This is a genomic window from Streptomyces sp. NPDC048664 (genome assembly GCF_040650555.1).
In the GTDB taxonomy this organism is placed as follows: domain Bacteria; phylum Actinomycetota; class Actinomycetes; order Streptomycetales; family Streptomycetaceae; genus Streptomyces.
The window spans coordinates 1-11610 of the sequence record NZ_JBEZHK010000057.1; the positions used below are offsets into that span (position 1 = coordinate 1).

At 73.6% G+C, this 11610-nt stretch carries 12 protein-coding genes; 6 read left to right on the top strand and 6 right to left on the bottom strand.

Annotation, left to right across the window (positions count from 1 at the left end; all coding sequences use genetic code 11):
- On the bottom strand, window positions 1-94 hold a 94-nt coding region (locus AB0C59_RS34440; protein ID WP_280842533.1), incomplete at its 3' end, for a biotin carboxylase N-terminal domain-containing protein.
- A 388-nt stretch (window positions 95-482) separates the two neighbouring features.
- Between AB0C59_RS34440 and AB0C59_RS34445 the strand changes: the two genes are divergently transcribed.
- Window positions 483-1025, top strand: coding sequence for a hypothetical protein (locus tag AB0C59_RS34445; protein ID WP_363011734.1), 543 nt, complete (start codon window positions 483-485; stop codon window positions 1023-1025).
- A 39-nt stretch (window positions 1026-1064) separates the two neighbouring features.
- On the opposite strand, the gene AB0C59_RS34450 is transcribed toward AB0C59_RS34445, so the two are convergent.
- From AB0C59_RS34450 to AB0C59_RS34465, 4 genes are all read right to left on the bottom strand, one after another.
- A complete protein-coding gene (locus AB0C59_RS34450; RefSeq protein ID WP_363011736.1) occupies window positions 1065-1685 on the bottom strand; it encodes a nucleoside triphosphate pyrophosphatase in 621 nt (206 codons plus the stop codon).
- 22 nt (window positions 1686-1707) lie between these two features.
- Window positions 1708-1836, bottom strand: coding sequence for a hypothetical protein (locus tag AB0C59_RS34455; protein ID WP_363011738.1), 129 nt, complete (start codon window positions 1834-1836; stop codon window positions 1708-1710).
- Window positions 1837-1972: 136 nt separating this feature from the next.
- A complete protein-coding gene (locus tag AB0C59_RS34460) occupies window positions 1973-2182 on the bottom strand; it encodes an acyl-CoA carboxylase epsilon subunit (RefSeq protein ID WP_363011740.1) in 210 nt (69 codons plus the stop codon).
- 23 nt (window positions 2183-2205) lie between these two features.
- The gene (locus AB0C59_RS34465) at window positions 2206-3789 is read right to left on the bottom strand and encodes an acyl-CoA carboxylase subunit beta (RefSeq protein WP_363011742.1); all 1584 of its coding nucleotides are present in this window, start codon (window positions 3787-3789) and stop codon (window positions 2206-2208) included.
- A 177-nt stretch (window positions 3790-3966) separates the two neighbouring features.
- Between AB0C59_RS34465 and AB0C59_RS34470 the strand changes: the two genes are divergently transcribed.
- A complete protein-coding gene (locus AB0C59_RS34470; RefSeq protein ID WP_363011744.1) occupies window positions 3967-4860 on the top strand; it encodes a biotin--[acetyl-CoA-carboxylase] ligase in 894 nt (297 codons plus the stop codon).
- A 388-nt stretch (window positions 4861-5248) separates the two neighbouring features.
- Window positions 5249-6388: an adenylate/guanylate cyclase domain-containing protein gene (locus tag AB0C59_RS34475; protein WP_363011747.1), complete on the top strand. Its 1140-nt coding sequence runs from the start codon at window positions 5249-5251 to the stop codon at window positions 6386-6388.
- Window positions 6389-6493: 105 nt separating this feature from the next.
- Here the strand turns inward: AB0C59_RS34475 and AB0C59_RS34480 are convergent, their stop codons facing one another.
- A complete protein-coding gene (locus AB0C59_RS34480) occupies window positions 6494-7165 on the bottom strand; it encodes a hypothetical protein (protein WP_363011749.1) in 672 nt (223 codons plus the stop codon).
- Window positions 7166-7407: 242 nt separating this feature from the next.
- Between AB0C59_RS34480 and AB0C59_RS34485 the strand changes: the two genes are divergently transcribed.
- The 3 genes from AB0C59_RS34485 (at window position 7408) to hutH (ending at window position 11468) form a co-directional block, all read left to right on the top strand.
- Window positions 7408-8214, top strand: coding sequence for an enoyl-CoA hydratase-related protein (locus tag AB0C59_RS34485; RefSeq protein WP_363011752.1), 807 nt, complete (start codon window positions 7408-7410; stop codon window positions 8212-8214).
- A 388-nt stretch (window positions 8215-8602) separates the two neighbouring features.
- The gene (locus AB0C59_RS34490) at window positions 8603-9742 is read left to right on the top strand and encodes a sensor domain-containing diguanylate cyclase (RefSeq protein WP_363011753.1); all 1140 of its coding nucleotides are present in this window, start codon (window positions 8603-8605) and stop codon (window positions 9740-9742) included.
- 187 nt (window positions 9743-9929) lie between these two features.
- A complete protein-coding gene (gene hutH, locus AB0C59_RS34495) occupies window positions 9930-11468 on the top strand; it encodes a histidine ammonia-lyase (RefSeq protein WP_363011755.1) in 1539 nt (512 codons plus the stop codon).
- Window positions 11469-11610 lie beyond the last annotated feature (142 nt).

An 11610-nucleotide genomic window follows, 5' to 3' on the forward strand; every position in this document is an offset into this window, starting at 1 on the left:
CGTACACGGCCACGCTCGCGATCCCGGCGTCACGGCAGGCCCGGGCGACACGGACAGCGATTTCGCCACGGTTGGCGATCAACACCTTGCGCACGTTGGCTCCCTCTCCTTGAAACAAGCCGAGTTTAGGGACAGCCGACACGACGTTTCGACCCGTCCCCAGTGGTGACCTTGCCCACACGGAGCGTGAAACGAGGGTCACTCCACCGGCGAAACCCCTTGTCGCATCGCCGCACAGGGGCGTCCACCCGAAAACCCTAGCCTTCCGATGTGGTCAAGGTCTCTATGAAGTCGTCCTGCCAGGGGTCGTGTTTCTTTGTGGAGTCCCTACTAATGGCCCAATGAATCTTTGCCCCTGCCAGAACTCTTGTACGGAGCTTTACCCGTTAGTAGCGTTCGCGACGACTTGCAGCGAGACCGAACGCGAGCCCTGAACGTACCGCTGGTAACACGTAAGAGTGCTGGAAGGTGGGTGGAGGCCGGTGATCCGCAGACCGGTTGCGGCGGTGGTGGCGATCGTCCTGTTCGGAGAGGCGATCGGCATCGCGCTCCTGAACTGGGTCCTCGGCGTGATCGCCGGCCATCAGAAGATGTCCATGGCGGGCGTCGACCCCCACACGATGGAGATGTCCTCGAAGGCGGGCGGCGTCGTCTTCGGGCTCTACTTCGCCCTGTGCGCGGTCGCCGCCTTGCTCATCGCCCTGCGCGACCGCGCCCCGTCCGGGTTCTGGCGCATCGTCCTGATCAGCGCCGCGGTGGTGCACGGTCTGCTCGGCGCGCTCATGGTGGGCCTGATCGGCTGGACCGCGTTCGCGTACATGATGGTGGTGTTCGGGCTGATCCTGCTCACCCTGATGATGTACGACCGGCCGGAGCGCCCGGCGGGGGCGACTCCCGAGCGCGGCGCCCCGGACGGCGGCGGGACCGGCGCCGACGGCACCCGCGGCACGGTGGACCTGCGCAAGGACGCGGCCCGGGGGGACGTCGGGGAGGGCGGAGGAGCGCCCGCGCCGGTCACCCCCTGAAGGACCCCGCGACCAGCCCCGTGAGGCCCCTGCCGGCGTTCAGTGCCCGGCCGGGGCCCACAACTGGGTGATGCCGACTCCCAGTTCCGCCAGCAGTCGGCGGACCAGCGGCAGCGAGATGCCGATGACGTTGCCGTGATCGCCCTCGATGCCGTCGATGAACGGGGCCGAGCGACCGTCCAGGGTGAAGGCTCCCGCGACGTACAGGGGCTCACCGGAGGCGACGTACGCGGCGACCTCCTCGTCGCTGGGCTCACCGAAGCGGACCACGGTGGAGGCGGTGGCGGACGTGTGCCGCCCGCTGAGCGTGTCCCAGACGCAGTGACCGGTCTGCAGCGTGCCCGCCCGGCCCCGCATCGCCTTCCAGCAGGCCGTGGCCTCCTCGGCGTCCGCCGGCTTGCCGAGGGCCTGGCCGTCCAGGTCCAGGACCGAGTCGCAGCCGATGACCAGCGCCCCCTTGACCTCCGGCCGGGCCGCGACGACCGACGCCTTCGCCTCGGCCAGGGCGAGCGCGAGCTCCGCGGGGGTGGGGGCGGTGACGGCGTCCTCGTCGACGCCGCTGACGATGACTTCGGGATCGAGCCCCGCCTGCCGGAGCAGTCCGAGCCGGGCGGGGGACTGGGATGCGAGCACAAGACGGCGACGCGGCTGATCGGTCATGCGCTCAGCGTATCGGCGCACCTCACCGGATGCCGACGACCAGCATCGCCACCACCACCGCCAGGGCCAGGAGGACCCCCAGTCGCCGCACCATGTCCTGCGCCCGGCGCAGGTCCTCCGGCGGCTCGTCGTCGGGGTCGGACCACAGCATGCCTTCGATCGTGCGCCGCCGGGCCGCCGCGCCGCCTGAGTACGCGTACTCAACTCCGCCACGCGGTCCTCGTCCCCTCGCCCCCCTTCGTCCCGCACGGCTCTCGCGGCGCGGGACGAAGGGGGTGGACGAGTTCCTAGCCGGGCCAGTACGTCCGCGACCAGGTCGCCGGACCCGGCTGCGGGAGCCGGCGGGTGGCGATACGGGCGGGGTCGGCCCAGGAGTCGCGCCGCCGTGCGCCGCCGGACGGTTCGGCGGCGGCCACCGCGGCGCGGGCTCGGACCACCGCCAGTGCGGCGGCCAGCTCCTCGGGGGTCGGATTGCCCCGTACGACCTTGATCGTCATGTCCGCTCCAGGGGGTCCGGGGTTTACAGGGGGATGTTGCCGTGCTTCTTCGGCGGCAGGGACGCCCGCTTGCTGCGCAGCTGACGCAGACCGCGTACGACGTGGCGGCGGGTGTCGGACGGCATGATCACCGCGTCGACGTATCCGCGCTCGGCGGCGACGTAGGGGTTGAGGAGGGCGTCCTCGTACTCCCGCATCAGCCGCGCGCGGGTCGCCTCCGGCTCGTCCGACTCGCCGATGGTGCGGCGGTGCAGGATGTTGACCGCGCCCTGCGCGCCCATGACGGCGATCTGGGCGGTGGGCCACGCCAGGTTGAGGTCCGCGCCCAGGTGCTTGGAGCCCATGACGTCGTAGGCGCCGCCGAACGCCTTGCGGGTGATGACCGTGATCAGCGGGACCGTGGCCTCGGCGTACGCGTAGATCAGCTTGGCGCCGCGGCGGATGATGCCGGTGTGCTCCTGGTCGACGCCGGGCAGGAACCCGGGCACGTCCACGAAGGTGATCACCGGGACGTTGAACGCGTCGCACGTCCGTACGAAGCGGGCGGCCTTCTCGCTCGCCTCGATGTCGAGGCAGCCCGCGAACTGCATCGGCTGGTTGGCGACGATGCCGACCGGGTGCCCCTCGACCCGGCCGAAACCGGTGAGGATGTTCGGCGCGAACAGCGACTGCGTCTCGAAGAACTCGGCGTCGTCGAGAACATGTTCGATCACCGTGTGCATGTCGTACGGCTGGTTCGCGCTGTCCGGGACGACCGTGTCCAGCTCGAGGTCCTCGGCGGTGACCGAGGTGTCCGCCTCCTCCGCGAAGACCGGGGCCTCGCTGAGGTTGTTGGACGGCAGGTACGACAGCAGCTGCTTGACGTACTCGATGGCGTCCTTCTCGTCACCCGCCATGTGGTGGGCCACGCCGGACGCCGAGTTGTGGGTGCGGGCGCCGCCCAGCTCCTCGAAGCCGACGTCCTCGCCGGTGACGGTCTTGATGACGTCGGGGCCGGTGATGAACATGTGCGAGGTCTGGTCGACCATGACCGTGAAGTCGGTGATGGCCGGGGAGTAGACCGCGCCGCCCGCGCAGGGGCCGACGACCAGGCTGATCTGCGGGATCACACCGGAGGCGTGGGTGTTGCGGCGGAAGATCTCGCCGTACGCGCCCAGCGACGCGACGCCCTCCTGGATGCGGGCGCCGCCGGAGTCGTTGATGCCGATGACCGGGCAGCCGGTCCTCAGCGCGAAGTCCATCACCTTGACGATCTTCTGGCCGTAGACCTCGCCCAGCGCACCGCCGAACACGGTGAAGTCCTGCGAGAACACGGCGACGGGCCGCCCGTCCACGGTTCCGTACCCCGTCACGACACCGTCGCCGTACGGCCGGTTGTTCTCCAGCCCGAAGTTGGTGGAGCGGTGGCGGGCGAACTCGTCCAGTTCCACGAACGAGTCCTCGTCGAGCAGCAGCTCGATCCGCTCACGGGCCGTCAACTTGCCCTTGGCGTGCTGCTTCTCGACGGCACGCTCCGAGCCGGCGTGCGTCGCCTCCTGGACCCGGCGCTTCAGGTCCGCGAGCTTGCCCGCGGTGGTGTGGATGTCGATCTCTTCCGGCTCGGACATCGGGATGCGGCTCCCTGCCTGCTCAGTGGGACGTGAGGGTGAAGTGCTTTCGAGCATGCATGCTCAAGGGTGCTTCGAGAAACGCCTGCTCAGAAGAACGAACGGTTACTCATCCGTAGCGTAGTGGCGCGCCTACCTGTCGGCAGTGCGGCGTTTACCACACCTAGGGTGGCTTGCATGATGCCGCGAGATGCCTCAGACGCGAACGACCCGTCCGACGACCTTTCCGGTGGCGGTGGACGCTGGTCCGATCTGGACCGCCCGCCCCTGAACGCCGTCGCCCTGCGCCGGGCGCTGCTGGGGGAGGGCGGGCTGTGGTCCGGGGTGGACGTGGTGCAGAGCACCGGCTCCACCAACACCGACCTCGTCGCGCTGGCGGCGGCCGGGAAGGCGGCCGAGGGCGCCGTGCTGATCGCCGAGGAGCAGAGGGCGGGGCGCGGCAGGCTGGACCGCACCTGGTCGGCGCCGGCCCGCTCGGGCCTCTTCTTCTCCGTGCTGCTGCGGCCCGCCGAGGTGCCCGTGGCGCGCTGGGGGTGGCTGCCGCTGCTCGCCGGGGTCGCCGTCGCGACGGGGCTGTCCCGGGTCGCGGGTGTCGACACGGCACTCAAGTGGCCCAACGACCTGCTGATCTCCGTGGGCGACGAGGAGCGCAAGGCCGGCGGCATCCTCGCGGAACGCGCGGAGGACGACGGGGTCGTGGTCGGCGTCGGCCTCAACGTCACCCTGCGGGAGGACGAGCTGCCGGTGCCCACGGCGGGTTCCCTGGCCCTGGCGGGCGCGCGGACCACGGACCGCGACCCGGTGCTGCGCGCCGTGCTGCGCTCCCTGGAGGAGTGGTACGGCCGCTGGCGCGCGGCGGGCGGCGACCCGGCGGCGAGCGGCCTGCAGGAGGCCTACGCGGCGGGCTGCGCCACGCTCGGCCGCCTGGTCCGGGCGGAACTGCCCGGGGACCGCTCCCTCGTCGGGGAGGCGGTGGCGATCGACGGCGACGGCCGCCTGGTCCTCGCGACGAAGGACGGCGTCCAGGAGCCGGTGGGCGCGGGCGACATCATCCACCTACGCCAGGCCTGACCCCCACCACCCGAGAGGACCTGGGCTCCTGATCTTGGGGGCGCGGGGAACTGCGCGCTCAGCCACGGCGTACCCGCGCGTGCGGACGGTGCTGGGCCCGGTTTCTCGGGGGCGCGGGGAACGGCGCGACGAACCACGACGTACCTGCACGTGCGAGCGGACCTGGGCTCCCGATCTTGGGGACGCGGGGAACTGCGCGCTCGGCCACGGCGTACCCGCGCGTGCGGACGGTGCCGGGCCCCGGTTCTCGGGGGCGCGGGGAACGGCGCGACGCATCGCACGCCCCCGCGCCCCCGGGACGTACCCGCTGAGGAGTGAGCTACCGCACACCTGCCGTAGAGTTGACCGCGGTCGTACCTGACCGCGGCAGATCGGAAGGGCAGCACGCGTGACCGTCGACGACACGGGCTCGGGCACGGGCGTACACCCCGCTCCCGACGGCGGACCCGAGCCGGACGCGGACGCCGAGCCGGAAGAGAACCCCCTCGCGCTCCGTCTGGAGCAGCTCATCCTGGGCGCGGAGCGCCGCTACACACCCTTCCAGGCCGCCCGCAGCGCAGGTGTGTCCATGGAGCTGGCCTCCCGTTTCTGGCGGGCGATGGGCTTCGCGGACATAGGGCAGGCCAAGGCCCTCACGGAGGCCGACGTCCTGGCCCTGCGACGCCTCGCCGGTCTGGTCGAGGCGGGCCTGCTCAGCGAGGCGATGGCGGTGCAGGTGGCCCGGTCGACCGGGCAGACCACCGCCCGCCTGGCCGAATGGCAGATCGATTCCTTCCTGGAGGGCCTCACCGAGCCCCCCGAGCCCGGCATGACCCGCACCGAGGTGACGTACCCCCTGGTCGAGCTGCTCCTGCCCGAGCTGGAGGAGTTCCTCGTCTACGTCTGGCGGCGCCAGCTGGCCGCCGCCACCGGCAGGGTCGTCCAGGCCGCGGACGACGAGGAGATGGTGGACCGCCGCCTCGCGGTCGGCTTCGCGGACCTCGTGGGCTTCACCCGGCTGACCCGCCGCCTGGAGGAGGAGGAACTCGGCGAGCTCGTGGAGGCGTTCGAGACGACGGCCGCCGACCTGGTCGCCGCCCATGGCGGTCGGCTCATCAAGACGCTGGGCGACGAGGTGCTGTTCGCGGCCGACGACGCCGGTACGGCCGCGGAGATCGCCCTGCGCCTGATCGAGACGATGGCGCACGACGAGACCATGCCGGAACTGCGCGTGGGCATCGCCTTCGGCACCGTCACCACCCGGATGGGCGATGTCTTCGGCACGACGGTGAACCTTGCCAGCCGCCTGACGTCCATAGCCCCTCGGGACGCGGTCCTGGTCGACGGCGCGTTCGCCAAGGAGCTCGTCCGTACGACCGAGGCGCCCGCCTCCGAGGCCGAGGCGTCCGAGGCCGCGGCGGCCGCGGAGAAGGAGGGCGAGGAGCCCCCCTCGTACCGGTTCGCGCTCCAGCCGATGTGGCAGCGCCCGGTGCGCGGGCTCGGCGTGATCGAGCCATGGCTGCTGAACCGGCGCGAGGCTTCCTCGTAGACCGGTCGCCGCAGCAGGCGGACCGATCGTCGTACCGCAATACCGCAAGATCGAAGTACTGAATCCTTTCTGCCCGGCCCGGCCCCACCCCACCCCCGGCCCGGCTCAACCGCCTCCGAGGCACAGCCCGATGAGCGTCACGCACAGACCCGACTCGTCCGGATCCGGCTCCGTGTCGGGTGCGGAAGCCTGCGCGGCCGGGCTCGTCGTCGTGGCCGCGCTCCCGGTGCCGCTCAGGACGGGCCCGGGCACGGTGGTCCCCGCGACCGTCGACGCCCTGGGTGCGACGAGGGACCGCGGGGCCGACGGCACCTCGGGGATCCCGGTCGCCGGGTCCGTGGCGGAGGGGGGCGACGCCGACGGGAGCGGGCGCGCGGACAGACTCCTCGGGCTGGTCCCGGCCGAGTCCGCCGTCGCCGCCCGGGTGGTTCCCGGCACCCGGATCGCGGTGTGCCGGTCCGCGCCGCCCGTCCCGGGTCCGGTGGTGGTCGCGGCGGCCGTGTCGGTGGTGCTGATCCGGGGTTCCGCCTGCGCGGGCGCGGCGCCCTGGCCCGTCACCGCGTCCGAGCCGAGACGGACGAGGGCCAGGGCCCCCGCGACGAGCGCGAGGCCGCCGACGGCGAGCATCGCGCTCCTGCGGCGCGGCTTGCGGTGCCGGCCCCCCGGGCGGGACCACAGGCCGCCGGCGGAGTCGTCCGCCGCCGGCATGGCCGCGGTGACGGCCGCGGTGTCGGCGCTGGTCGTGGTATCGGTGATGGTGGTCGTGTCTGTCGTCATGGCCCGTGCCTCTTCGGTGTTGCCCGTGATCCCCCGATGCGCCCCAGCGGTGCGCAGATTATGTGCGGGTTGGGGGGAGGCGGCGGGGAGACAGCCCGGATGTCACCCGAACGGGGACGTGTGGGAAGGGTTGACCGCCCGGGCCCGGTGTCCGGCTCGGACCCGGAACTCCTTCCGCGGGGCCGTTCCGGCTGTCATGATCGGGGCGTCGGTAGTTAACCCGCGTTAACCGGGAGGGTGTCATGGCGGAGCAGGCGGACGAGCGGCGGTTCGGCGAGTTCGTCGTCGTACGGCGGCACGGACATGTCGCGGAGCTGGCGCTCGACCGGCCGAAGGCGATGAACGCGGTGTCCACCGAGATGGCCCGCTCGATCGGCGCGGCCTGCGCGGACCTCGCCGCCGACCGGGACGCCCGGGTGACGGTGCTGACGTCGACGCACGAGCGCGCGTTCTGCGTGGGGGCCGACCTCAAGGAGCGCAACTCCTTCACCGACCTCGACCTGGTGCGCCAGCGCCCGGTGGCGCGCGCCGCCTACACCGGTGTGCTGGAGCTGCCGATGCCCACGATCGCCGCCGTGCACGGCTTCGCCCTGGGGGGCGGCTTCGAGCTGGCGCTGTCCTGCGATCTGATCGTGGCGGACCGTACGGCGGTGCTCGGACTGCCCGAGGTCTCCGTCGGGGTGATCCCGGGCGGCGGCGGCACGCAGCTGCTGCCCCGCAGGGTCGGCGCGGCGCGGGCGGCCGAACTGGTCTTCACGGCCCGCCGGCTGGAGGCCGCCGAGGCGCGCGAGCTCGGTCTGGTGGACGAACTCGTGGCCGAGGGTGAGGACCGCGCGCAGGCGCTCGCCCTCGCCGCACGGATCGCGGCGAACTCCCCGGTGGGTCTGCGGGCGGCGAAGCGGGCCCTGCGGCTCGGCCACGGCCTCGATCTGCGGGCCGGGCTGGAGGTGGAGGACGCGGCCTGGCGCTCGGTGGCGTTCTCGGGGGACCGTGCGGAAGGCGTGGCCGCGTTCAACGAGAAGCGCACCCCGCAGTGGCCGGGCGAGTAGACACGCCCTGACGCGCGGGCGCTGCGGGCGGCGCGGGTGGTACGGGCGCTGCAGGCGTGCAGGCGTGCAGGCGGTGTGGGTGCACGGGGTGCGCGGGCGGCCCGGTGGGCGGAGGCGCGCCGACGCGCGGGTCGGTGGCTGCTGGTCGGACGGGGCGGCGGCCGGTGGGCGGAAGCCGTCCGCGGCCGGGGCGGTCGTGCGGCGCGTGCGGCGCGGGCGCTGCAGGTGTGCGGGCGGCCCGGCGGGCGGAGGCGTGCAGGCTCGTCGACGCGCGGGGCGGTGCTCGGACGGGCCGGTGGGCGGACGGGGCGGTGGTCGGTGGGCGGAAGCCGTCCGCGGCCGGGGTGGTCGTGCGGCGCGTGGGCCTGATCATCCCTAGCCTGGGGTGATGCAGGAGGACAGTCGGCTGCGTGCCGTGGTGGTGCTTGCCCAGGGGATGGCGGCGGCGCACAACCCACCGGAGTCCTGGCGGGCCGCCGCGCTCGGCGCGTGCCGGGCGCTCGCCGGGAACTTCGCCGCGCTCTCCGTGTGGGAGCGCGAGCGCGGACGGCTGCGGGTCCTGGCCAACGTGGGGGAGCGGGCGCCCGGGGAGGAGGAGTTCCCCGAGGACGAGACCTACCCCGTCCACCAGTTCCCGGAGATCACCGAGTTCCTGCACGAGCGCTGGGCGGGCGGGGGCGGCCCGAGCGCCTGGGTGGAGACCGCGCGGGGCACGGAGGCAGGCCACGCCGGGTACCGCCACCAGCGCGTCGCCGCCCTGCGCCGCCGCGGCCGCGGCTGCTGCGTGGTGGCGCCGGTGGTGCTGCACGGCAGGGCCTGGGGAGAGCTGTACGTCGCCCGCGCGACCGGCGCCCCGGTCTTCGACGCCGCCGACGCCGACTTCGCCACCGTCCTCGCCTCCGTCGTCGCCGCGGGCCTCGCCCAGACCGAGCGTCTGGAGGAGGCTCGCCGACTGGCCTTCACCGACGCCCTCACGGGCTTGGCCAACCGCCGCGCCGTCGACGTGCGCCTCGACGAGGCCCTCGAACGCCACCGCCGGGACGGGATCCCGGTCTCGCTCGTCGTCTGCGACGTCAACGGGCTCAAGCGGGTCAACGACACCCAGGGGCACGCGGTCGGCGACCGGCTGCTGGAGCGCTTCGGGTCGGTGCTGTCGCTGTGCGGCGCGATGCTGCCGGGCGCTCTCGTCGCCCGTCTCGGCGGCGACGAGTTCTGCCTCATCGCGGTCGGGCCGCCGGCCGACGAGGTCGTGCGGATCGCCGACGAGGTCTGCCGCCGCGCCGCCGAACTCGAACTCGGGGACGGTGTCGCCTGCGGCGTCGCCTCCACCCAGGACCCGATCGGCACGGTCCGCTCCGCCCGCCGGCTGTTCCGGCTCGCGGACGCGGCCCAGTACCGGGCCAAGGCCCTGCACGCCGCCAAGCCGGTGGTGGCGGGCCGGGAGGGGCCGGAGGACCCGGTGCTCCGCCTGGCGGACGCGCCGCCGCCCGAGGCGGGGGAGCGCCGCCGCTTCCGCGGGCGACACTGAACCGGTCCCCGCCCCCGGCTCCCCGGTCCGCGGTCCCCGGTCCCCGTCCGGCGCCATCGGGCGCACCGGATCGGGCCGTCGGGGCCGCCCTCCCCGGTGAGTCGGGACCGCCCGCCCCGGTAAGGGGTCCACCCGCCGTCCGCTAGTGACATTGCTGAATTCACTGCGTACGCTCCTGAATATGGATATGCACACTGTGGTGGTGGGGACGTCCGGGGTCACCGCGTCCGACGTCGTGGCCGTGGCGCGCGCGAACGCCCGGATCGAGCTCTCCGAGGAGGCCCTCGCCGCCCTCGCGGCGGCGCGCGGGATCGTGGAGGCGCTGGCGGCCAAGCCGGAACCCGTCTACGGGGTCAGCACCGGCTTCGGGGCGCTGGCCAGCCGGCACATCAGCGCGGAGCTGCGCACCCAGTTGCAGCGCAACATCGTCCGCTCCCACGCGGCGGGCATAGGACCCCGGGTCGAGCGCGAGGTCGTGCGCGCCCTGATGTTCCTGCGGCTGAAGACCGTCTGCTCCGGCCACACCGGTGTGCGCCCCGAGGTCGCGCAGACCATGGCCGACCTCCTCAACGCCGGCATCACCCCGGTCGTGCACGAGTACGGCTCCCTCGGCTGCTCGGGCGACCTGGCCCCGCTGTCCCACTGCGCGCTGACGCTCATGGGCGAGGGCGACGCCGAGGGCCCCGACGGTGTCGTACGGCCCGCCGCCGAACTCCTCGCGGAGCACGGCATCGCCCCCGTCGAACTGCGCGAGAAGGAGGGGCTCGCCCTCCTCAACGGAACCGACGGCATGCTCGGCATGCTGGTCATGGCGCTCGCCGACCTGGAGAAGCTGTACAGGTCGGCCGACGTCACCGCGGCGCTCTCCCTCGAAGCGCTGCTCGGCACGGACAAGGTGCTCGCGCCCGAACTGCACGCCATCCGCCCGCACCCCGGGCAGGGCGACTCGGCCGCCAACATGCTGGCCGTGCTGAAGGGCTCCGGCCTGACCGGTCATCACCAGGACGACGCGCCGCGCGTCCAGGACGCCTACTCCGTGCGGTGCGCCCCGCAGGTCGCGGGCGCCGGCCGGGACACGCTGGCACACGCCCGTCTGGTCGCCGAGCGCGAGCTGGCCTCCGCCGTCGACAACCCCGTGGTCCTGCCCGACGGCCGCGTGGAGTCCAACGGCAACTTCCACGGCGCCCCGGTGGCGTACGTCCTGGACTTCCTGGCGATCGCGGTGGCGGACCTCGCCTCCATCGCTGAGCGCCGCACCGACCGGCTGCTGGACAAGAACCGCTCGCACGGCCTGCCGCCGTTCCTCGCGGACGACGCGGGCGTGGACTCCGGTCTGATGATCGCTCAGTACACGCAGGCCGCGCTGGTCAGCGAGCTGAAGCGGCTGGCCGTACCCGCCTCGGCCGACTCGATCCCCTCCTCGGCGATGCAGGAGGACCATGTCTCGATGGGCTGGTCGGCGGCGCGCAAGCTGCGCACCGCGGTGGACAACCTCACCCGGGTCCTGGCGATCGAGCTGTACGCGGCGGCCCGCGCGGTCGAACTCCGTGAGGGGCTGACCCCGGCCCCCGCCAGCAGGGCGGCGATCACCGCCCTGCGCGCGGCGGGCGTGCAGGGCCCCGGCCCGGACCGCTTCCTCGCCCCCGACCTGGCCGGCGCGGAGACGTTCGTCCGCGACGGCGGGCTGCTCGCGGCGGTCGAGCCGGTCACCGGGGCACTGCGCTGACGCGCACGCCGCGACGACCCGACACGGGAGGGGGCCCCCCCCCGCGGGGGGGGCCCCGCCCCGGGGGGGGGGGGGGGGCGGCGCGCCCCGGGCCGCGGGGCGGGGCGGCGGAAGGCCAAGCGCGCCCAGCCCCCCGCGGAGG

What these genes read in the sequence shown, in the direction of transcription:
- AB0C59_RS34450 (WP_363011736.1), bottom strand. Translation starts at nt 1,685, where the DNA reads ATGACCGATCAGCCGCGTCGCCGTCTTGTGCTCGCATCCCAGTCCCCC.
- AB0C59_RS34455 (WP_363011738.1), bottom strand. Translation starts at nt 1,836, where the DNA reads ATGCTGTGGTCCGACCCCGACGACGAGCCGCCGGAGGACCTGCGCCGG.
- AB0C59_RS34460 (WP_363011740.1), bottom strand. Translation starts at nt 2,182, where the DNA reads ATGACGATCAAGGTCGTACGGGGCAATCCGACCCCCGAGGAGCTGGCC.
- AB0C59_RS34465 (WP_363011742.1), bottom strand. Translation starts at nt 3,789, where the DNA reads ATGTCCGAGCCGGAAGAGATCGACATCCACACCACCGCGGGCAAGCTC.
- AB0C59_RS34470 (WP_363011744.1), top strand. Translation starts at nt 3,967, where the DNA reads ATGATGCCGCGAGATGCCTCAGACGCGAACGACCCGTCCGACGACCTT.
- AB0C59_RS34480 (WP_363011749.1), bottom strand. Translation starts at nt 7,165, where the DNA reads ATGACGACAGACACGACCACCATCACCGATACCACGACCAGCGCCGAC.
- AB0C59_RS34485 (WP_363011752.1), top strand. Translation starts at nt 7,408, where the DNA reads ATGGCGGAGCAGGCGGACGAGCGGCGGTTCGGCGAGTTCGTCGTCGTA.
- AB0C59_RS34490 (WP_363011753.1), top strand. Translation starts at nt 8,603, where the DNA reads ATGCAGGAGGACAGTCGGCTGCGTGCCGTGGTGGTGCTTGCCCAGGGG.
- hutH (WP_363011755.1), top strand. Translation starts at nt 9,930, where the DNA reads ATGCACACTGTGGTGGTGGGGACGTCCGGGGTCACCGCGTCCGACGTC.